The sequence below is a fragment of the Thiomicrorhabdus xiamenensis genome (assembly GCF_013282625.1).
In the GTDB taxonomy this organism is placed as follows: domain Bacteria; phylum Pseudomonadota; class Gammaproteobacteria; order Thiomicrospirales; family Thiomicrospiraceae; genus Thiomicrorhabdus; species Thiomicrorhabdus xiamenensis.
In genome coordinates this window covers 1,464,884-1,486,283 of the sequence record NZ_CP054020.1, presented here as the reverse complement: position 1 = coordinate 1,486,283, position 21,400 = coordinate 1,464,884, and the positions used below count along the sequence as shown (strand labels likewise).

Below are 21,400 nucleotides of genomic sequence, written 5' to 3'. Positions count from 1 at the left end.
TTATTATGACTTTTCGAGGTATTTTTTCAGTGGTTTAATGCTGATATGTATTTTAATAATGCCGTAAGCAATTATTTTAGAGAGGATGTGAAATGCAGAGTACGAATACAGAACAGTCTGCCACAACAGGTGAGTCACAAGTCGTCATTACGGATATCAAAATGCCATTCTGGTCAATGGTTTGGTTTTTGGTGAAATTGAGTTTCGCAGCGATTCCCGCGTTGCTGATTGTCTGGTTGGTTTTTGCCTTGATCGGTGCGGTTTTCGGCGGAGTGGTCGGAGCGCTCGGATTAAATCTCCACTGAGTGGTTTGAGTTGATTCTACGATGGAGTTAATTGCCATCCCGACCGAACAGACCACGGCGGCGACGAACGCGCTTCTTGCACTCGTTGCCCTGATTGCCGGCTTCTCGATGAACCGTTTACGCCATCTGCACCCGTGGAAGCTTCTGGTGTGGCGAGGGGTTTTCTTTCTTCTTGCCGCAGCGGCAGCCCTGGGAACGCTCGCTCACGGTCTGGTATTCGATCCGGCGATATTAAAGCTGATCTGGCATCCACTGTATTTATGTCTGGATCTTCTGGTTGCTTTGGTGATTCTGGCTGCAGCTTTTGATTTTTGGGGCTATCGGGTCGCGCGTAAACTGATGCCGGCGGTTTTAATTATTGCTTTATTGGCTTTTGCGGCAACGGTTTTCCAAGACAATTTCCGTTTTTTTATCGCTTTTGAAGTGGTGGGTATGCTGTTTGCCCTGTGTGTCTATCTCTGGTTAAGCTGGCAAGGACGAGCAGGCGCTTTCTTTATGACGGCTGGCATCGTTCTGTCATTGCTGGCGGCCGCTGTTCAGACACAGGATTTTCTGGCGTTCAACTTCCTGTGGCGTTTCGATCATAACGGTATTTACCATTTGATTCAGATTCCCGGGGTCTTGCTGTTAATCAAGGGGATTACCGATGCTGATCGGAATCTGTCAAAGAAATCTGTGAAGCGTGCGAAAAGCGCTTCCGAAAGTAACAGCTGATAAATTTGCAGTGTTTGTAGAGGTTATGGTCAATGAGTGATTTGGAAATCGCTTTTCGCCTGAACGATCAAATTTTAACGTTCTGGCAATTTTATGTGGCCTGGTCCGCCGGGGTAATCGGCTGGGTTTTTTCCAGAAGCCGTTCCTGGAGTCTACAGAAGTGCCTTGGCGTTGCCAGCGGCGTTATGATATTTAACGCTTTCAATCTGGTCGGCCTTTATAAAACGGTTTCCAGTTTGTCTTTGATTCTGACGGCTATGCAGGATCCAGCCTATCAGATTCCTGCAGGGCTTACGGATGTGGTTTTTTATGCAACCCTTCAGCGGCTGGAAGTTGGGCCCTGGTATATGAATATCGGGCCGCATCTTGTAGCGGATGCCATTGTTCTATTTTTTATTCTGGTCGTTGCACGACGTGCTCCGAGTGTTCCGCAGTGACCTAGTTTTCTTCTGTTACATCTTTGTTTCTGAAGAATGTGCTGTGTGTATGGAAAGTTCTTAAACTAAGTTATTGATGTTAAATTGGATTTTGATTGTGATTTCGGAGGGTGAGACTGATGATGCCGCATGCATTTCACGCCAGACTGGCCGGTTTATTGTATTTGTTGATTATCTTTTTCGGTATTTCCAGTGAGCTTATGGTTCGTTCAGCTCTGATCGTCAATGGCGAAGCTGCGCTGACGGCTGAGAATATTCTTGAGCAGCAAGGCCTGTTCCGCTACGGTTTTTTTGCCGATTCATTGATGCTGTTTTCCGATGTCGCCTTGGCGGTGCTGCTTTATATCCTTCTTAAACCGGTCGATGCTTTGGTTTCATTGATGGCAATGGTTTTCAGGTTGATGCAGGCATCGATTCTGGGATTGAACCTGTTATTTTATTTTGCGGTCTTAATGGTTCTGCAGACCCCTGGATTGAATGCTTTTAACAACTCCGAAATTCAGGCGATAGCGTTATTTTTCAGTGAACTGCATGGCTATGGTTACGATCTGGGTCTGCTTTTTTTTGCATTCAGTAATTTCCTTCTCGGTTATCTGCTGATCAAATCCGACGATTTTCCGTCTTTTCTGGGATACGCTCTTCTTGCCGCCGCGGTGGTCTATTTACTCGGCAGTTTCAGTCGTTTTCTGTTTCCTGAAGTGCACGCTGTGTTGCTGCCGCTTTACCTGATACCCTTGATTGCCGAACTCGTTTTCGCTCTCTGGTTGCTGATTAAAGGACCTGTCGTCAGGGCATAATCGTGACATTTAAATCCTTTTATCTGAATTGATCTGAATACTTTTTTTACCTGTTAAGGTTTGCTAGTCTATTAAAATTACTATTTAAAATGCTTTGTATGCAGTGCATTAATGTTTGGGTTGTACGGCAGTCAGCTAACTATTTGGCAGGAGGAAAAAACGATGTCCGAAATTATCCAAGAGATGACCAAAGAGGAATTCCGTTCAGTATTGGACGATTATTTCGCGCCAACAGAACAAAGACGGCAGATGACGGATCAGGAAGTAAAGGACCTGGCTGACCGGCTGAATCAGCGAATTGACGTTCCTTTGTTGAAAGAGATGGGGGAGCGCAAGGTTCTGATTAAGATGGTGTTGAAAATCGACCATTTTCTATACAATTATTTGCCGAATGAAATTTACGATCTGGTGCGCTCGATCGACCATGGCATTTCCGACAGCGAAGCAAAACATCTGATTACGCGGATATCAAAGCTGGCCAACAAGGAAATCAATCTCGTCTATTTACCGGAGGCGGCGGAATATATTGTGATTCGCTTTGTGATCAGTGTCATTATGAATGCGGCGCGTCGGGACTGGGATTTTAATTTTGCCAAAGACCGCAGTGATCGTGAACTCGAGGACATTCTGTCCTGTTGAATAGCACAGTGCCAGTTTGTGTTTCAATTCGGCTGCTCTTGAAATACGATAATGTTTTTTAAGGATATCAAGTTGTGCGGCAGATGGACCATCAGCGGATTATCGAGACACTTAAAGCTCTGGGCGATCCTGAAATTGCCGCCAGAACGCAAAGTTTTTTTAAAACCGGCCATGGTGACTACGGTTATGGCGATCGTTTTCTAGGTATCCGTGTGCCGGTTCTAAGAAAACGCCTACCGGATTACCGGACCCTTGCGCTGCAAGATGCGGAAAAACTCTTGTCTTCCCATTGGCATGAGGTTCGGCTGTTTGCTCTGTTGCTGTTAGTCGATCGCTTTCAACGTGGCGATGAGAAAATACAGGAGCAGGTTTTCCGGATTTATCTAAGCCATACTTCCAGTATCAATAGCTGGGATCTGGTCGATTCGTCGGCTCCGCAAATTGTCGGTGCATACTTATACCATCGTCACAGTGCTATCGATGTTCTTAATCGACTGGCGCAGTCGGAATCCCTGTGGGAAAGACGCATTGCCATTGTTGCCTGTTTTTACTTTATCAGACAGGGGACCTTTGATGAGGCACTGGCATTATCCGAGCAGTTGCTGGATGACGCTCATGATCTTATCCATAAAGCGGTCGGCTGGATGCTCAGAGAAATCGGTAAGCGGGATCTTGCCGTCGAACAGGCATTTCTGGCGCGGCATTATCGAAAAATGCCGCGAACCATGTTGCGTTATGCAATAGAAAAATTTCCCGAAGAAACACGCCTGGCGTATTTAAAGGGAAAGATTGGCAATAGAGACTCTATAAGAGAGTCTACAGTGCCATGAACGGTAATACCGAGTGGGTTTTTGAGACCGCGACCAGATAGAAAATAACGGCCAGTGCAAGCATCCAGTAGATGGCTTTCTGCAGGCGTGTTGTGGCAAAACGGAAAGCCATCAGCCCCAGTAAAATATAGAGTACCAATCCTGCGATTTTAACCTGAATCCAGTGTTCAGACAGAGCCCATGGCCCTAAAGCCAATAAGGTGAGTGCACTGACTAATAGCGCTGTATCGATTATGTGCGGTAAAACTTTAGCGGCTTTGTTATTGATCCAGGACATTTCAAAGATGTGTCCCAATCCTCGGGCAAAAAATCCGATAATGCTCAAAAATACGCTGATCTGATGGACGAGTAAGGCTAATGCCATAAACTGAGACTCCTGCTGTTTGCTATGATTGATTTTCAGAGCCTTATTTTAGCGTCTTTTGGCTTTTGCGTGCTTCTTCTAGACTTTCTCTTTGTTTATGTCTCATTCCCTAAGGCGTTGCGCATGGTTTTAGTGCGTTTTACGTTTCGATTTGAGCGTAAAAAACGAAAAATAGGTGTTACACGAGACCGGTTTTTTTATCGGTTTTTATAAGTAATTGCTAATTAAGAGCAAAATCAATATGGATTTACTATTGCTTGTAATGGCTTATAAAATAGTGCGCTTTAAATGATAAGAGGGGGCGACAATGCAAGAGGCTATTCATATTTACGATATGCATAAGGAGCAGATCGAAAAGTTTTTGATTGAAACGATCAATCACAACGCGGATCATTTTAAATCCGACCTTCCGGGCCTGAAAAGTCTCTACAACATTCTTCCCAGCCTTGAATTGATCTATGTTACCGATGAGGATTTTATTCAGGTCACGCCGAATCTGACTCGGCGTAAAGAGATTACTTCGGCAAACGGTCGTGATCGCCGCTATCTTGTCGATCGAGTTCATCCCATGGGAGCGGATATTTCAATCAGCGACCCTTATATCAGTTCCGCTACCAGTGAATCCTGCATCACCTTGATGTTCAAGATTGAAGGGCACTACGTATTTCTTGATTTTAATCTCTTGACGCTGCTGACCCGATTTGGGCTTCTTGAGCGGCATGAGGTATTTAACCGAGTGACTCTGGCATTTTATTTTCTGGTTGGGGCCTCTTTGATGTTTTTCTCGCTAATGTCGATCGGTTATGCGTTTTTCGACTATGTCAAGCAATTGCTCGATCCGACAGACTACACCCTTGAAGCGGTGTTTAAACCGATTATTGCTTTAACCATGGGGTTAGCGATATTTGATTTGGCGAAGACGCTCATGGAGAGAGAGGTCTTTTTTAAAGCCTATGCGGACAAACAGGATGATGCCAAGCTACTGAGCAAGTTTATGACGGCAATCATTATTGCATTGTCGATTGAGGCGCTGATGGTTGTATTTAAGATCGCGCTGAATGATACATCGCAGTTGCTCAATGCACTGTATTTGATTATTGGTGTTGCGCTGATCATCTTCTCTCTGGCGCTGTACTCTAAATGGGTCATTGATAAAAATGTCAAAAAGCAGCAGAAAGTAGACCTGATTAAATATAAATAAACAGAATAATTGCCCTTTTGGGCAACTGTGGCACTCGCTACGTATTGGCTTTTTGTTTCTCGCTGTTGTTTATTGTATGGTGGTTTACGGTTCACTCGGTGAACGGTTGTTTAAGGTGTGATGGAAAAGAGGATACTCAAATGAGAAGCGATGTCGGAGGACGATGGCAATTTTTTAAACCTTTCCTTGTGACAGTTTTTCTGTCCTTTGTCACCAGTGGTTGTACCTGGATAAAGCCGATACAGGGTGCGGATCAGGTTGAGTTGGTGACGGTTCAGGATATTATTTCCTGCCAAAAAATTGGTGCGGTCAATACCTCTGTATTGTCCAAAGTTGGATTTATCGAACGCAGTTCCGAATCCGTGACCGAAAATTCGATCGCATTGGCGAAAAATGAGGCCGTCAGAATGGGCGGTAACCGTATCGTTGCAGTTGAACCGGCTGAAGACGGCCATATGCGTTTTAACATTTATCTGTGTAAATGATACAAATACATTCCTAATACCGCCTGCTGTTCGGCAGGCGCACTTACTTAATTAATACCCCGTCAACTGGTGCTTTACACCGATCGTGCGTTACAAGAAACTCGTTGTTGTTTGTTTGTTTGTAAAAGCACGGTGTTGAAATTGCGGCACTCAAAATCCCTCTTCTAAAACGTCGGCAGTATCCCGGACGGTTAAGCGGACTCTTTTTTATCAAAAAAGGATTCAATTAGCTGTATTGCGTGATTGTGTAAAAGAAATTCACTGTGTTTTTGAAATAATTTAAATTTTTTTTACTTTTTTTAAATTTTAACTGGTAAAAAAAACTGACCTGGAAAAACCTTTTAAAGATTGTTAAGTATGCTTTATGTGAGATATATATATCTGTATGTAGGTATTTTAGATTATTAAGTATTTTTTACAGTAATAATAATATACAGAGTAAGGAAAGGTTACTGGGCCGTGCGGGCAATTATATGGGGTAAAGAAAATTTTTAATATAGGCTCCGTAAAACAAATTTACTCAGCTTGGAGGCAGTCAAAATGGCGCAGGTAATCGGTACAATCAGTTCAGTTATTGGTGAAGTTAAAGTAAAAAATCCTCTTACCGGTGAAGAGAGAATTCTTAGTGAAGGTGATCAAGTGTTTCAGGGCGAATTGCTTTTGACCGGTCCTATCGGAAGCGTCTCTCTTGAACTCGCCAATGGTGAGACTTTGTCTTTAGGTCGTGCAAGCAGTCTTAATCTGTCAGACGAACTGATCTCTATGGCGGATAGCCCTTTGCAAGCCGAAACCATTACGACCATCGATGCTCTGCGTCAGGCGATCTTCCAAAGCAATGGCCCAATCGAAGTTGAAGCAACGGCGGCGGGTGATGACGAAAGCTCTCTTCAGGCGGCTGTGGTGATTGATCGCTTAGGACTTGAGGGGCAGGTGGATACCGCTTTTGATACCTCCGCAATCAATGCTCTTAGCACTGCACCAATCACTCAGTTGATTGGTGGTTTGACAGACCAGGTTGGTGGCATTCTGGATTCAATTGTTAAGCTTCCTGGTCAGGACGGTGATGATACAGGTCTGGAAGACATTATTACGGACCTGATTGATGATTTGATTAATATTGTCGACGGCGTGATTGGCGATGTACTTGATCTGCTTGATGACTTGATCGGACAGATTGAAGATCTGATCGATAATGGTATCGATCTGCTAGAAGACCTGATCGATATTGTTGTCGAGCTGGTTCAGGATCTGGTAAATGTTGTAACCGAAATCGTTAATGATCTTGTAGACGGTCTGAACAATATTGTTGATCAGGTTCTTGAAACGGTTACCGATCTTGTCGACGATGCGACTGGAATTATCGATCAGGTTGTTGGCACTGTAGATGGTCTTCTTGGAAACCTGAATGAACTATTGACTGACGTGAGTGATACGGCTGGAAACGTTCTGGATAACGTAGGTGGCCTTCTTGAAACGCTGTTGGGCGGTGAGCCTGAAGAAGGAACGGCTGGTACCGTTGATCAGATTGTCGACCTTATTACTGATCAGGCAGACGGGTTACTGGGTACCAATACCGGGTCGCTGGATGATGGTTTAAATTCTGTAACTACCGATGTTCAAGAACTGTTGACCGGTGATCAGACGTTGACCGAAGTGGTTGACAGCCTGCTGGGTGGAGAGCCTGAAGCAGGGACGGCCGGTTCTGTAGACCAGGTGGTTGACGGTGCTACCGACCTTGTCGATCAGCTGATCGGTACCGATACCGAAAATCTGGACGACGGCCTGAACGCACTGACTACCGATGTTCAAGAACTGTTGACCGGTGATCAGACGTTGACCGAAGTGGTTGACAGCCTGCTAGGTGGAGAGCCTGAAGCAGGGACGGCTGGTTCTGTAGATCGTGTAGTTGACGGTGCTACCGACCTTGTCGATCAGCTGATCGGTACCGATACTGAAAATCTTGACGACGGCCTGAACGCGCTGACTACCGATGTTGAAGAACTGCTGACCGGTGATCAGACATTGACCGAAGTGGTTGACAGCCTACTGGGTGGAGAGCCTGAAGCAGGGACGGCCGGTTCTGTAGATCGTGTAGTTGACGGTGCTACCGATCTTGTCGATCAGCTGATCGGTACCGATACCGAAAATCTGGACGATGGTCTGAACGCTCTAACCACAGATGTTCAGGATTTGTTGACCGGTGATCAGACATTGACCGAAGTGGTTGACAGCCTACTGGGTGGAGAGCCTGAAGAAGGAACGGCTGGTTCTGCAGATCGTGTAGTTGACGGTGCTACCGACCTAGTCGATCAGCTGATCGGTACCGATACCGAAAATCTGGACGATGGTCTGAACGCTCTAACCACAGATGTTCAGGATTTGTTGACTGGTGAGCAGACATTGACTGAAGTGGTTGATAGCCTGCTTGGTGGAGCGCCTGAGGAAGGTACTGCCGGGTCGGTTGACCAGGTGGTTGATGGTGCGACGGACTTGGTTGATCAGTTACTGGGTACGGATACTTCATTTGTCGATGATACGGTTAACTCGCTGACTTCACTGGTTTCAGGCATTCTTGACGGTGACAGCTTGAATTTGATTTCTCTAGATTCAGTAGTCTCAGGCGGAGTGGAAACCGAGTTCAGCTTGCTTGATGGACTGTTTGACAATTCAACCGCACTGTCTCTGGACAGCGCGGAACTTGTTGAAAGCGAATCAGCAGACACGCTTTTCTCGGATCTGGAAAATCTTCTTGCAGATGGAACGAAAGAATTGACCTCTACCGCTGCGCAAGAGGGTGAAAATCTGGTTGAAACTACTACCGGTGCGATTGAAACTGTTCTTTTGGATATCAATCTGTTTGGCAATAACGGAAACGATAACGGCGGGTTGTTTTAAAAACTTTTCCCAGGGAAACACAGAATAAGTTCTTATTGGCTTTTCAGGGTTTCTCTTAGTCGGGCTACTGACAACGATAAAAACCTTTCGGTAACAAGGATGTTATCACTCTTCAAGGCGCCACCGGTTCGGCGCCTTTTTTTGTTTTGGGATCAGGAAAAGCTTTAAAATGGGCGCAAATAAAAATTTGAGAACATTCAATGCAACTTTTACGCGATCATGCAGATTTTATTATCGTGGACAAGCCTCCCGGTGTTAATTTTCATGGCGAAGCCGGTGAAAATGGTTTCCAATGTGGCGTCGCGGATATGGCGGCAAAACAATTCGGTTATAGCAAGCTGTGGTCTGTTCATCGGCTCGATAAAATGACTTCCGGTCTGTTGATTCTGGCTAAAAACGCCGAAGCGGCCGCGCAATTGAGTGTCATGTTTGCCGAACGTAAAATTGCCAAGTTTTATTTGGCATTGGCCGATAAAAAGCCCAAGAAAAAACAGGGCTGGATAAAAGGCGATATGCTGCCGGCCAGACGAGGCAGTTTCATGCTTGCCAAAACAATGAACAACCCGGCCGTCACGCAGTTTCTTTCGACATCGGTTCAAGCGGGCCTACGTCTATTTTTAATCAAGCCGCATACCGGAAAAACGCATCAGATCCGAGTGGCTTTGAAAAGTCTCGGTAGTCCGGTTATAGGCGATCACCGTTATCAGAATTTACAGGATGCGGATCGCTATGATCGAGGCTATTTGCATGCTTATGCATTGGATTTTAATTGGCATGGCGAGACGATACGTCTGCTTTGCAAACCGCAGCAGGGCGAATGGTTCAATCTGCCTGCAGTGCAAACTAAACTGGATGAATGGCAGTCACCGTGGCTGCTTTTCAAATCATAATGGGATATGAAAAATGGCTCTGAAAGAGAAGTTCTGGGAAACAAAGACGCTGGATGAAATGAGCAACGAAGAGTGGGAAGCAGTATGCGACGGTTGCGGACTGTGTTGCCTTACCAAGCTGCAGGATGAAGAGACGGATGAAATCGTTTATACCCGCGTGGTTTGTCCTTACTCTGATCCCAAGACGGCACAGTGCACCGACTACGCTAACCGTTCGACCAATGTCCCGACCTGCGTCCAATTGACCCGTGAGCGGGTGGCGGAATTTGATTGGTTGCCGGATACCTGTGCTTATCGGATTCTATATCGCGGGCAACCTCTGCCGGAATGGCATCCGCTTGTTTCGGGGAAAAGAGAGACTGTGGCCGAAGCCGGCGTCGGATTACTGGCGATTCCGGTGGTGGTCGATAGTGGTGACCTGGATTATGAAGATTATCTGATCGATCATCTTTAGAAGCGCTTATGACGCTTAAGTACAAGAGTTTAAGCTTTTAATCCGTGTTTCTATGCCTATTTAATAAATAAATAGCTAGGCACTGATAAAAATAATTGATTTCAGTATGATTATTTTGAATTGGTGATTTTATCCTTTAGCCGTGAATATAAGAATATTCTTTATTTAAAGAATTCTAATAGGTTTATACATAAATATAAGGATAAAAAATGCAACAAGAAAAAACGACGTGGCTTAATCTGCTCAGCGTCTCCTTGCCGGTCAAGGCACTTTTTACGGGCTATCTTCTGGTTGTCGGTCTCGGCCTTCTTATGGCCGGTGCCCAGATCATGCTGACGCACGGTATGGCTGATGGAAAATTCGGTTTATCGGTGGATGATATTGTTTACAGCTATTACGGAAACCGTGAAGGTTCCAAGCTGGAATCAAAACTGAATGGGTCCATGAAAGACAAGGCTACGCCGGAAGAAAACCTGACTCTGATTAAATGGGCGCGTACCGGCGCTTCCGAAGAAGAGTGGAAAAGCACCATCAAGCCAATTGTGGATAGTAAATGTGCGGTGTGTCATGCCCATATCGATGCGCTTCCGAACGTTACCCAGTTCAAGACAATGAAAGAGATCGCCAAAGTCGATGAAGGCGCTTCAGTCAGCGCTTTGACTCGGGTTTCGCATATTCACCTTTTCGGTATCGCGTTCATCTTTTTCTTTATCGGGCTGATTTTTTCGATGTCGGTCGGCTTTAACCGTTGGCTTAAAGCGTTATTGATTTTTACGCCGTTTGCTTTTTTGATTGTTGATATCGCCTCCTGGTGGCTGACGAAAATCAATCCGAACTTCGCTTACTTTGTCATTATCGGCGGTTTTGGCTATTCTCTTGCATCGACGGTAATGATTTTCTCGTCACTGTATCAGATGTGGATTATGCCGTGGCGCGGGCAGCAAAGTGAGCAGAATACCTGGAAAGACGCGTGAGACGAGACGGGCAATAGGCCGGGCTTGCAGGACAGCAAGAATAAAAATCACTGCAGACAAAAAAAAGCCGCCGGTTTATTTAACCTGGGCGGCTTTTTTATTGAACGCGGAAACGTTGCGGAATTAGTGGTGGTGTCCACCTTCACCGTGCGCATGTCCGTGTTCGATTTCTTCGTCCGTCGCAGCACGTACGCCGGTGATTTCGATCTCGAAAGTTAGGTCTACGCCAGCCAACGGGTGGTTTCCGTCTACAGTCACGTTTTCGCCTTCGATTTTGGTGACTTCCACAGAGTGAACGCCATGCTCGGACTGTGCTTCGAAACGCATGCCGACTTCGATCTGTTCAACGCCTTGGAACATAGCGCTCGGTACGGTTTGTACCAGTTGCTCGACTCGCTCTCCGTAACCTTCGGCGGCTGGAACCTGAGCGGTGAATTTATCACCGACTTTTTTCCCTTCCATCTGCTTTTCCAGACCAGGGATAATATTACCGTGGCCGTGCAGATAAGCCAGAGGATTGCCGTTCGATGCATCCAGGGTTTCTCCTGAATCATTGCTTAGGGTGTATTCGAATAGGCCAACGATATCTTTTGTAATATTCATAAGGTGTTCCAAGTTTTGTCGCTTTAAAAAGTTCTAAAACCGTTATCATACAGATTCGAATGTTTAAAAGCACATTTCTGCAAACATTTTCCAAACACTACTCGATAAATAACTAAGGAGATAACAGGATGTTATGGCTTAAAACTTTTCATATTCTGTTTATGATGTCGTGGATGGCGGGGATTTTTTATCTGCCGAGAATTTTCGTGCATTTTGTCGAAGGCAAGGAAGCGGGACAGGATGTTACGCGTCTGGCAATTATGGCGGAAAAACTCTATAAATTTATGACCATTATGATGATGCTGGCCATTGGTACCGGGCTTTGGCTTTGGTTTGCCTATTTTCCGCTGGCGCAGGGGATGGGGTGGCTTCATGCCAAGATTGTCGTAGTAGTGTTGCTGCTGGTCTATCACATGTGGACCAAGCGCCGTATGCTGGAAATGCAGGAAGGGCATCTGGATCACAGCGGAGTCTATTACCGTTGGGCAAATGAAATTCCGTTGCTGCTGGCGATTGCGATTCTGATTTTGGTGGTCGTAAAACCGTTTTAATTTACGCCTGCTAGCTACCAGCAGATAAAAGAAAAGCCGGGGTGCAGAAACAGACCCGGCTTAAAATTAGGAGTGACTTAAACGATTTAAGGCTTTTAGGAGAGTGTAAATCCGTTTAAGTCAGGTCCGTAAAAAGCCCCCGAACAAGGGGCGTTTTGTTCTTAATAGTGCTTTTTGTATTGTTCAGAAAGTCAGTTTTGTTCCTGCATAGACTAATCGCCCACGCAGCGGTCCCCAGATGTGCCCCACATCCCAATCGGAACTTCCGGCATCGGCACCGTCATAGAATAGCGGTGAATCGCCTTCTCCCGTCTGGGTATAGTCGGTAATATTGTTGATACCGGCATACAGCTGCCAATTCTTGCTGATTTCTTTGGCGATGCGAATATCCGCTGTAACATACGCCGGAGAGTGATCGCCTTTGGAATCGACGCCGTTTGCCTGGTTATAGTGATCGAAGTAGGCGGCATTCTGGTAGTCGTTGTAGTCGCGCTCGCCAATCGCAGTAACTGTTAAGTTCATCTCCCAGCCGTGACCTTCGTAATCCAGCATCAGTTTGGCACGCTCTTCTACCGGAATGACTCCGAAAGTATCTCGGTAGGCACGATCATATTGGAACATTTCTAAACTGGCTCCAATTGACCAATGCGGGGTGAGCTGGTGCGACGCGATAACATCTGCATGCACTACCTGTCCGCTCTCGTCTGAATTGACCAGTGTCGGGCGCGCATAGTTATCGGCATCGATATAGGTTAGGTTGTCAACTTTGGCCCAGGAGATCGTTGTCTCGAAAAGCGTTTCAGCATCGTTATAGTTCAGTGCGTAGTGCAGGTTTGTCGATTTTTCCAGTTTATCGACATCCACGCCGAAGCCGTCATCGAGAATGCCGTGATCCGCTTCAAAGAACTGCAATGGCACTCGGTAGCCTTTACCGGCAGAAAGGCGTGAAGTCCAGTTGAAGTTATGGTCGTATCGCAGGTGTGCGCGTGGTGCGACCATGGTTTCGTTAAAGGTTTTGTCCTGATCGACAAAATCGACATCGATATGGTCTATACGCAAAGCGGTAGCCAGTTCCAGTTTACTGCTTGGCGTCCAAGTGTCTCGGATATAGATTCCATTAGCCTGCATGTCGTAAGAGTCGTCGGCAGGGTAGGTTCCGCCAGTCGATTCGGAGCGCATCTTATCCAGCTTTAAATCGGTTCCGAAAGTAAGTTGATGTTCGTCACCGGCGAAATAGTCGCCGCGAGCATCCAGATAGACAATCTCCTGTTGTGCATTATAGGTTGTTGGTTCATAGATTGCGTCCATGCTCGATTCGACAAACGATCCCGTCAGTCGGGTCTGCAGATTCTCGCTGCGATCAGAGTACCATTTCGCCGTCAGGCTGCGCTTTTCGGACTGAATGTTTTCGAGAAAATCACGAGCCGTTGTGGTGCTGTTCGGTGTGTTATTGATCGAGTCTCCGATAAAACCGGGGTTATCGGTTGCTTCCTGAGTGCGGGCATCATTGCGGGATTCAGCTAATGGTGAGCCAACGACAGGTCCGCCGAAAATTTCTGACTGCTGATCTTCGATGCGGAATTCAACCCGGTTGTTCGTGTCGACTTGATGCCAGAGTTGCGCATTCAGCGCTCGATTTTCCAGTGCAGGGGATTCATTAACCCAGTTATCGTCCTGGTCGTACTGATCGAGATTATCGCTCTGTGCGGAAACCGCCATAGCTGTTTTTCCATCTTTGGAGACTTTACTGCCGGAGAGCTGATATTTACGGTATTCCTGATTTCCCTGCGAAAGGTCGATAATCAGGCGATCTTCTCTGGGGGCGCTGGTGACGACATTAACGACACCACCGATCGCTTCGGGAGCTATCAGGGAGGGGCCGGCACCACGGGATATTTCAATGGCACTGACGCCCGCCATCGGAATCGCATCAAAACCGTAGAAACCTTCCACGATCGAACTATTCGGTACGCCGTTGGTCATCAATGTCGTATGCTCGCCTTTGAGCCCGTTAAGCATAATGCGTTTTACGCCGCACATAGAGCATTCGTTACTTACACGCACGCCCGGTTCGTCGGCAATGGCCTGAGCCAGATTGGCAGCCTGTTTCTGTTCGATTTTTTTGGCTGAAACGCTTTCGGTATGCACGGTGTCATCTTTTACTTCCAGCATTTGCGATTTGGATTGCAGGTTTGTCTCCTCGACGGTAATGGTGTTCAGTTCAGTTCCGGCCTGTGCTGTGCCGGTTAAGCCGATGAGTAGGGCAATCTGTAAAGGTTTAAGTCTAATGAAACTAGGACGGGTAAACGGCATTCTATTTCCTGTTTGTCTTATCTTTGTTAAATATTTGTATTAAGTTACAGAGCTTATCTTTGCTTATCTTTATAAACGTAAGCTTAATGATAATGATTTGTGTTTGCTATTTTGTTGATTGGGGTTGCAAAAGTCAAGCGAAATGATAATAATTACTATTAATAATATGTATTGAGGTTCCAGGAGGTTTCTTTATGAGTCCTAAAATTCATTATTTGCGGTCTTCACAGCAGTTGGAGACAACAGAGGTTCAGGCCGATGAATTGGCCGTAGCCCTGCCGGCACATATCCTTGAGCGTTTGATTCGTGAGGGGGCGATTCGTCCAAGTGAATTACGTCCGTTGCATGCGCAAGCTAAGCAGGAGATCAAGAGATTTTGTTTAAGCGCCTGTCAGGGGCGCGATTGCGTAAGCTGTATTTTCAGAAATAAATGTCACTTCAGGGAAGAATAATTTCGCAAGCATGGATTTTGATACTGAGGAGTAACTATCGTTAGCAGAGGCTTTGGGCTAAAATAGCGCCACGAATTTTAAGCAGTGGTGGAAATTATGTCTAAACAGAATCCTACGATCGGTGTTATCAGTCTCGGTTGTCCGAAAGCGACGGTCGATACCGAACGTATTCTGACTCAATTGCGTACCGAAGGTTATCAGCTGACTAACAGCTATGAAGACGCCGATACGGTTATCGTCAATACGTGCGGTTTTATTGACAGCGCCGTTCAGGAATCTCTGGACACCATTGGCGAAGCTCTGGAAGAGAACGGTAAAGTTATTGTTACCGGCTGTCTCGGTGCGAAAGAAGATGTGATTACCGAAGTTCACCCGAAAGTATTGGCTGTCTCCGGCCCGGCCGCTTATCAGGAAGTGGTTCAGGCGGTGCATGATGTGGTTCCGCCCCCGCAGCATAATCCGTTTGTCGACCTGGTTCCACCTCAGGGTGTTAAGCTGACGCCGAAACATTTCGCTTACCTGAAAATATCCGAAGGGTGTAATCACCGTTGTACTTTCTGCATCATTCCGTCAATGCGCGGTGATCTGGTCAGTCGTCCTGTAGCCGATGTTATTTCCGAAGCAAAACGTCTTAAGGAAGCCGGTGTTAAAGAACTTCTCGTCGTGTCGCAGGATACCGCCGCTTACGGTGTCGATGTTAAATATAAAACCGATTTTGCCGACGGTCGTCCGACCAAAACCTCTATGGTCGGTCTATGCGAAGCCTTGGGCGAAATGGGCGGTGTCGAGAATTTCTGGGTGCGTTTGCACTATGTTTATCCTTACCCGAATGTCGAGGAAGTGATTCCTCTGATGGCCGAAGGGAAGATCCTGCCGTATCTGGATATGCCGTTGCAGCACGCCAATCCTCGTGTCCTGAAAGCGATGAAGCGTCCTGGCAATGTCGATAGAACTTTGGAACGCATTAAAAAATGGCGTGAGCAGGTGCCGAACCTGACGATCCGTTCAACCTTTATTGTCGGTTTCCCGGGCGAAACCGAAGAAGAGTTTCAGGACCTTCTGGATTTCCTGGAAGAGGCGCAACTGGATCGTGTCGGCTGTTTCCAGTATTCGCCGGTGGAAGGCGCGGTCGCCAACGATCTGGCCGAGCCGGTTCCTGACGAGATTAAACAGGATCGCTGGGAGCGCTTCATGGAAACCCAGCAGCGTATCTCCGCCGCTAAGATGCAGGCTAAAGTTGGTCAGACAATGCAGGTTCTGGTCGATGAAATCGATGATCAGGGGGCGGTTGCACGCTCGATGGCGGATGCGCCGGAAATCGACGGTCTGGTCTTTATCGAAGACGGACATCATCTGCAACCGGGGCAGTTTGTTCAGGTCGAGATTGTCGCTGCCGATGCCTATGATCTTTGGGCTAAGCCGGTAGAAGAGTTTGCCGAGCAGGAAACCTCGTTTATCGAACTTGGATAATCGCAGCAAATTGCCTAGATGTCTCTGTGATGTCTGTATAAAGGGAGCTTCGGCTCCTTTTTTATTTGCACAGATATTTACCCCATCATACAATTGTTAAAAAAGCGTAAGCCACTTTGCCTTGAATAAGGTGCCGGCTTCAAAGGAAATCGAAACATTCAATGTCTGTAATAAAGCTGACTAAAGCGGGTATTAAACCGCAGAAAATCGAACAGGAAATGTTGCAGCTGCTCTCCGAGCTCAGGTTGTTCCAGTCGCGAATTGAAAAACTCGACAAGGAGCAGTTCTGGCTGCCGGAAAACTGGCGCAGCGAAAAGCATACAGCAATTGCTCAGTTGGCCGGCCATCTGGCACAGGTGCATTTTTTACCGCAGCAGGATCCAAAAGAAACCACGCTATTGCCGGGAATTGTTTTGGCAGATGAGAGTTTAATCCGCGAAGTAGAACGTATTAATGCATTGAAGGCGCAGTTCAAAGCGCGTATGACGTTTGCCAAAAAAACGCTGGGGCGCAGTCCTTATCTGAGTCTGGTTAAGCAGGTGGTGCATCCCCATTCCATCAGTCTGCTGCAACTGTACCGTGACTTTCGTTGTCTGTATGAACCGGTAATCGAAGTGAAGTTTTCCTGGGTATTTAAAGAGACAGCGAATGTCAAACTCACGCCGCAAGGGGCGATCAAGCACATTGAAGAACAGATCGAGAATCCGAAAATCCGCCAAGACCTGATTCATAAGGTAGCCGGGTTGGGGGCGGTCGATTTTCTCTATCAGCGCCAGATTGCGCCGCATTTGCAAGCGAATATTAAATTCGAGATCGGTAAGCCGATCGCCAAAAAAGTGCATTCACCGCTGTTTCTGCTGCAAGATCGTTTTCCTCAATTACCGCAGCAGGAGCTTCCGCTGGAACCGACCCCGGTTGTCAGCAAGCGCGCACCGCGCAAGGATAAAAAATCCTGGCAACGTCTGTATGAAGGACTGAATCTGTTCTATGCCTGAGAAATCGCAACAAAAATCGGCAATCTGCGGTTTTGCACCAATTGTTCCAGAGAATCCGAGAGTGATTATTCTCGGCACTATGCCGAGCGTTAAGTCTTTGCAAGATGCGTTTTACTATGCGCATCCGCGTAATGCTTTCTGGCCGATTATTTCCTCTCTGGTCGGCAGAGAATTGGTCAGTGAAGCGGATAAGCGCCGTGCCTGTAATGAACTTGGCATACTGCTTTGGGATGTGCTTTCGGCCTGTGAACGCGAAGGCAGTCTGGATAGCGCCATTAAACAACCGGAAGCGAACGACTTTGTCTCGCTTTTGACGCAATTTCCGCACATCAAATCGATTTTTTTTAACGGCCAGCCAGCCGCAAAACTGTTTCAACAACAGGTCATCAAAAAGCAATCATTGCCCGATGATCTCATTTTAACGACGCTTACTTCCACCAGCCCGGCCAATGCACGCTTAACAATTGATGATAAGATATTGTTCTGGAAAGAAAAATTGGCACCTGTTCTGTTTAATTAATCCTAATATTCTCTAACAGAAATCTAAAAAATCCGGTAAAATAATCGGTTTCCTTTAATCACTTCATGTAGGAGATTTGCCTTGCAAGCAGAGACTCAGAAGTCGACAAATGTTGTATCCGAATTGTTGTCGCCAGCGGGAACGCTGAAAAATATGGAATACGCTTTCGCTTACGGAGCCGACGCGGTTTACGCCGGTCAGCCGCGTTATAGTCTGCGTGTACGTAATAACGAATTTAACGAAGAGAACCTGGCGAAAGGGATCGCTCGTGCACACGAACTGGGTAAAAAGTTCTACGTGGTATCGAACATCGCTGCACATAATGCCAAGGTTAATACCTACATGAAGGATATCAAGCCGATTATCGACATGAAGCCGGATGCGCTGATTATGTCTGATCCGGGCTTGATTGCGATGGTTCACGCCGAATACCCTGAGCAGGAAATTCATCTGTCGGTACAATCGAACGCGGTGAACTGGGCGACGGTTAAGTTCTGGTACGATAACGGCGTGCGCCGTGTGGTTCTGTCGCGTGAGCTGTCAATCGCCGAAATCCGCGAGATTCGTGAGAAGGTTCCGGAAATGGAACTGGAAGTTTTTGTTCACGGTGCTCTTTGTATCGCCTATTCCGGTCGCTGCCTGTTATCCGGTTACATCAACAAGCGTGATGCCAACCAGGGTACCTGTACCAATGCGTGCCGTTGGAACTACAACACCTATGAAGCCAAAGAAGACGAAACCGGTGAACTTGTAGGTACGCCAAAAGTTAATGTTGAAAATATTACCGATTTGACGGGTACCACGGATCGTCCGGCACCGGAAATGCCTTCCTATGAGCCGACTTTGGGTGAAGGTGAAACGACCGACCAAGCGATGCTTCTGGAAGAAGAAGGGCGTCCGGGGGAATTGATGCCGGCTTTCGAAGACGAGCACGGTACCTATATCATGAACTCCAAAGATCTGCGTGCAGTTGAATTGATTCCGGAATTGGTCGATATGGGCGTTCACTCTCTGAAGATCGAAGGGCGTACCAAGTCGCACTACTATGTTGCGCGTACCGCTCAGGTGTATCGTAAAGCGATCGATGATGCGCTGGAAGGTAAAGAGTTTGACCGTTCATTGCTGGAAGATCTGGAAAGCCTGGCGAGCCGTGGTTATACCGAAGGGTTCCTGCGTCGTCACGTGCATTCGGAATACCAGAACTACGAATACGGCGTCTCAAAATCGGAACGCCAGCGTTTTGTTGGTGAAGTGGTCGATGTGGTCGAACGCGACGGTCGTTCCATGCTGGAAATCGATGTCAAAAACAAATTCTGTGTCGGTGACTCGATAGAGATCATGTCCCCGGCCGGTAACGTTTCGATGGTACTGGATCATATGCAGACGCATCATGACGAAGTGGTCGATTGTGCTAAAGGCTCCGGCTGGCGTGTACGTATCCCGAATCCGTTCAAGGATTTGGATAAAGAAACTCTGCTTTACTGCCTGATTATGCGCAACGAATCATGGGGTGGTGACGTCAAGCGTGATGCTGCGGCGAAAAAAGCCAAAGAAGAGCAGGAAGCCAAGGATGCAGCCAACCGCGCAGCTGCCGCAGCAAAAAAAGCTAGCTAAGGAGTTTTGAGCAATGGCGCTTAAAATTCTTGAAGGCTGCATTAACTGCGACATGTGTGAGCCGGAGTGTCCGAATAAGGCGATTTCAATGGGCGAAAAGGTCTATGAAATCAATCCGGATTTGTGCACTGAGTGTGTCGGTTTCTACGATAATCCTACCTGTTTGAGTGTCTGCCCGATTGATGTGATCATTAAAGATCCGGATCGGGTTGAAGACCACGATACGCTGTATGAAAAATTCGTTCATCTGGTGAACGAAGATAAAATCTAAACAGCTTAAAAATGAAAGCGAAGTCGGGAAACCGCTTCGCTTTTTTTGTATCCGCTATCTATCCGTTTTCTGCAGGACCCGGAGTTTTGCTAGAGTATGTGTTTCACAAAGGCCCCATTTTAAGGAGAGAATAATTGATTGTTTTTAAAACCAAAGATTATCCGGATGTTGCTTATTTTGACCAGATTGCCCTGAACTTGATTTCTTTGATGGGGCATAGCGAAACCGTTCCCGGCGCTTTGACCGATAATGAGGTCGAACAGGCTTTTAATCAGTTGAAGAGAGCGATCTCGTCACCCGGTGCGCAAAGCGGTGATAATTGGGACGACGATTCGGTCAGCGTGTCGCACCGAGCCGGTCCTTTACTCGATTTATTACAGGCCGCCATGCAAAATAACGAATATGTGATTTGGGAAAAGACGCTTCGTTAACAAAGCGATAGCGTAAAGTTTATTTATATTAACCAACCAGTGATTGAACAAAAAAATGACAATAAATTACCTGATTCAAACTTTTGATAATCAAGAACCTCCGCATCTTCAAAAAAACATCAAAATCAGGAATGCGCTATCCTTGCCGTCGATTGAGCATATTTTGAATATCGATTTCGAAGACTACGTTGTAAAGGAAGTCAGGCATAGAGTTGCGTACAAAGAGCACAGTATGACAGACGAAAAGGGCATTCTTAGCACTTACCAGGAAGTCGACGGCATTGTCGTTATTGCCGTTAAAAAAGAAGACAGTGCATCCTATACGGTCAAGTAAATAATGTAGTCGCAACAATGATTATTCACTCAGGACAGATTAAGATTGAAACGTATTTATTAAATTTTCTTAGGCTTTTTGTTTTTTCAGCTGCTTTGTTCTGGCAGTCAGCGAATGCTCATCCGGTTTCGCAATCTAATTACACTTGGATTGGCGAAAAGATTTACCAGAATGAGTGCGCGGGTAAACCTGAAAATCTCCTGTTTTGGAGTGAAAAAGAGGCGTTTCCCTCTTTAGGAATCGGCCATTTTATCTGGCTTCCAAAAGGTGTAGATGCGCCTTTTGAACAGACGTTTCCGGAGTTTTTACGATTTGTACAGCGTGTTTCGCCACAGACAAAATTGCCTGTTGGTGATGCCGAATTTTCCGCGGCACCGTGGAAGAGCCGTGAGATCTTTTACGCGCTCAAAGAACTTGGAAAACTGGCGGACTGGCAGGCGTTTTTACGGGACTCTTTTCCTCTGCAAGCGGCTTTTATTGTTCAGCGTTTTCAATCAAGTCTCCCGAAGCTATTAGCGCAGGTTCCTCCCGAGCAACGTGACGAAATACAAGCAAAAGTTGATGCTTTACTTGTATCCAATAAAGGTGTTTTTGCTTTGGTGGATTACAGTAATTTCAAAGGATTAGGTGTTAATTCTAAAGAACGTTATCAAGGAAAAGGGTGGGGGCTTTTACAGGTCCTATTGGCTATGAAGCTACCCGAATATCGGAATGAAAAGACTGTTTTGAATGCCTTCATCCGTGCCGCGAAACAGACTTTGCGACAGCGAACGCAATTGGCTCCGAATCCGAAATTGGAATCGACCTGGTTGCCGGGTTGGTTCAAGCGTTTAGACGCCTACCTTTGACCAGGCCAAGCCG

At 46.5% G+C, this 21,400-nt stretch carries 24 protein-coding genes; 21 read left to right on the top strand and 3 right to left on the bottom strand.

From position 1 onward, the window contains the following. The first annotated feature begins 92 nt into the window (after positions 1-92). The 6 genes from HQN79_RS06890 (at position 93) to HQN79_RS06865 (ending at position 3,722) form a co-directional block, all read left to right on the top strand. The gene (locus HQN79_RS06890; RefSeq protein ID WP_173285209.1) at positions 93-305 is read left to right on the top strand and encodes a hypothetical protein; all 213 of its coding nucleotides are present in this window, start codon (positions 93-95) and stop codon (positions 303-305) included. Between the two features lie 21 nt (positions 306-326). Continuing rightward, the gene (locus HQN79_RS06885) at positions 327-1,019 is read left to right on the top strand and encodes a DUF6962 family protein (RefSeq protein WP_173285208.1); all 693 of its coding nucleotides are present in this window, start codon (positions 327-329) and stop codon (positions 1,017-1,019) included. Positions 1,020-1,051: 32 nt separating this feature from the next. Next, positions 1,052-1,456 carry a hypothetical protein gene (locus HQN79_RS06880; RefSeq protein WP_173285207.1) on the top strand — a complete coding sequence of 135 codons (405 nt, stop codon included), beginning with the start codon at positions 1,052-1,054 and terminating at the stop codon, positions 1,454-1,456. A 119-nt stretch (positions 1,457-1,575) separates the two neighbouring features. Then, positions 1,576-2,253: a DUF4386 domain-containing protein gene (locus HQN79_RS06875; RefSeq protein ID WP_173285206.1), complete on the top strand. Its 678-nt coding sequence runs from the start codon at positions 1,576-1,578 to the stop codon at positions 2,251-2,253. A 162-nt stretch (positions 2,254-2,415) separates the two neighbouring features. Continuing rightward, positions 2,416-2,892, top strand: a complete 477-nt coding sequence (locus HQN79_RS06870; RefSeq protein WP_173285205.1) for a hypothetical protein — start codon at positions 2,416-2,418, stop codon at positions 2,890-2,892. 83 nt (positions 2,893-2,975) lie between these two features. After that, positions 2,976-3,722, top strand: coding sequence for a DNA alkylation repair protein (locus tag HQN79_RS06865; RefSeq protein WP_173287006.1), 747 nt, complete (start codon positions 2,976-2,978; stop codon positions 3,720-3,722). Here the strand turns inward: HQN79_RS06865 and HQN79_RS06860 are convergent. Further along, positions 3,709-4,086 carry a SirB2 family protein gene (locus tag HQN79_RS06860; RefSeq protein ID WP_173285204.1) on the bottom strand — a complete coding sequence of 126 codons (378 nt, stop codon included), beginning with the start codon at positions 4,084-4,086 and terminating at the stop codon, positions 3,709-3,711. The genes HQN79_RS06865 and HQN79_RS06860 overlap by 14 nt on opposite strands. 307 nt (positions 4,087-4,393) lie before the next feature. Between HQN79_RS06860 and HQN79_RS06855 the strand changes: the two genes are divergently transcribed. From HQN79_RS06855 to HQN79_RS06830, 6 genes are all read left to right on the top strand, one after another. Next, complete coding sequence (locus HQN79_RS06855; protein ID WP_173285203.1) at positions 4,394-5,287, top strand: hypothetical protein; 894 nt, start codon at positions 4,394-4,396, stop codon at positions 5,285-5,287. Between the two features lie 140 nt (positions 5,288-5,427). Beyond that, positions 5,428-5,772, top strand: a complete 345-nt coding sequence (locus tag HQN79_RS06850; protein ID WP_173285202.1) for a DUF4156 domain-containing protein — start codon at positions 5,428-5,430, stop codon at positions 5,770-5,772. 540 nt (positions 5,773-6,312) lie between these two features. Continuing rightward, on the top strand, positions 6,313-8,667 hold the full coding sequence (locus tag HQN79_RS06845) for a retention module-containing protein (protein ID WP_173285201.1): 2,355 nt from the start codon (positions 6,313-6,315) through the stop codon (positions 8,665-8,667). Positions 8,668-8,867: 200 nt separating this feature from the next. Beyond that, on the top strand, positions 8,868-9,557 hold the full coding sequence (locus HQN79_RS06840; RefSeq protein WP_173285200.1) for a TIGR01621 family pseudouridine synthase: 690 nt from the start codon (positions 8,868-8,870) through the stop codon (positions 9,555-9,557). Between the two features lie 13 nt (positions 9,558-9,570). Further along, positions 9,571-10,011, top strand: coding sequence for a YcgN family cysteine cluster protein (locus HQN79_RS06835; RefSeq protein ID WP_173285199.1), 441 nt, complete (start codon positions 9,571-9,573; stop codon positions 10,009-10,011). 209 nt (positions 10,012-10,220) lie between these two features. Further along, on the top strand, positions 10,221-10,985 hold the full coding sequence (locus HQN79_RS06830; protein WP_173285198.1) for an elongation factor-1 alpha: 765 nt from the start codon (positions 10,221-10,223) through the stop codon (positions 10,983-10,985). Between the two features lie 123 nt (positions 10,986-11,108). Here the strand turns inward: HQN79_RS06830 and HQN79_RS06825 are convergent, their stop codons facing one another. Further along, complete coding sequence (locus HQN79_RS06825; protein ID WP_173285197.1) at positions 11,109-11,588, bottom strand: FKBP-type peptidyl-prolyl cis-trans isomerase; 480 nt, start codon at positions 11,586-11,588, stop codon at positions 11,109-11,111. Between the two features lie 128 nt (positions 11,589-11,716). Here HQN79_RS06825 and HQN79_RS06820 point away from each other — a divergent pair, with 128 nt between their 5' ends. Next, positions 11,717-12,139 carry a CopD family protein gene (locus HQN79_RS06820; protein ID WP_173285196.1) on the top strand — a complete coding sequence of 141 codons (423 nt, stop codon included), beginning with the start codon at positions 11,717-11,719 and terminating at the stop codon, positions 12,137-12,139. A 183-nt stretch (positions 12,140-12,322) separates the two neighbouring features. Here HQN79_RS06820 and HQN79_RS06815 read toward each other — a convergent pair whose 3' ends face one another. Next, complete coding sequence (locus HQN79_RS06815) at positions 12,323-14,452, bottom strand: TonB-dependent receptor plug domain-containing protein (RefSeq protein WP_173285195.1); 2,130 nt, start codon at positions 14,450-14,452, stop codon at positions 12,323-12,325. A 194-nt stretch (positions 14,453-14,646) separates the two neighbouring features. On the opposite strand from HQN79_RS06815, the gene HQN79_RS06810 reads away from it, so the two are divergent. The 8 genes from HQN79_RS06810 (at position 14,647) to HQN79_RS06775 (ending at position 21,387) form a co-directional block, all read left to right on the top strand. Further along, positions 14,647-14,904, top strand: coding sequence for a hypothetical protein (locus tag HQN79_RS06810; protein ID WP_173285194.1), 258 nt, complete (start codon positions 14,647-14,649; stop codon positions 14,902-14,904). A gap of 96 nt (positions 14,905-15,000) precedes the next feature. Beyond that, a complete protein-coding gene (gene rimO / locus HQN79_RS06805) occupies positions 15,001-16,374 on the top strand; it encodes a 30S ribosomal protein S12 methylthiotransferase RimO (protein ID WP_173285193.1) in 1,374 nt (457 codons plus the stop codon). Between the two features lie 161 nt (positions 16,375-16,535). After that, the gene (locus tag HQN79_RS06800) at positions 16,536-17,369 is read left to right on the top strand and encodes a DNA replication terminus site-binding protein (RefSeq protein WP_173285192.1); all 834 of its coding nucleotides are present in this window, start codon (positions 16,536-16,538) and stop codon (positions 17,367-17,369) included. Next, entirely contained in the window at positions 17,362-17,889 is a 528-nt protein-coding gene (locus tag HQN79_RS06795; protein ID WP_173285191.1) for a DNA-deoxyinosine glycosylase, read from the top strand. Before HQN79_RS06800 ends, HQN79_RS06795 begins: the two co-directional genes overlap by 8 nt. Before the next feature lie 81 nt (positions 17,890-17,970). After that, positions 17,971-19,503 (top strand): prephenate-dependent tRNA uridine(34) hydroxylase TrhP, encoded by a 1,533-nt coding sequence (trhP, locus tag HQN79_RS06790; protein WP_173285190.1) that lies wholly within the window; start codon positions 17,971-17,973, stop codon positions 19,501-19,503. A 13-nt stretch (positions 19,504-19,516) separates the two neighbouring features. After that, positions 19,517-19,774 carry a YfhL family 4Fe-4S dicluster ferredoxin gene (locus tag HQN79_RS06785; RefSeq protein ID WP_173285189.1) on the top strand — a complete coding sequence of 86 codons (258 nt, stop codon included), beginning with the start codon at positions 19,517-19,519 and terminating at the stop codon, positions 19,772-19,774. A gap of 134 nt (positions 19,775-19,908) precedes the next feature. After that, complete coding sequence (locus HQN79_RS06780) at positions 19,909-20,205, top strand: DUF1840 domain-containing protein (RefSeq protein WP_173285188.1); 297 nt, start codon at positions 19,909-19,911, stop codon at positions 20,203-20,205. A gap of 429 nt (positions 20,206-20,634) precedes the next feature. Then, positions 20,635-21,387, top strand: a complete 753-nt coding sequence (locus HQN79_RS06775; RefSeq protein WP_173285187.1) for a hypothetical protein — start codon at positions 20,635-20,637, stop codon at positions 21,385-21,387. Positions 21,388-21,400: the final 13 nt, after the last annotated feature.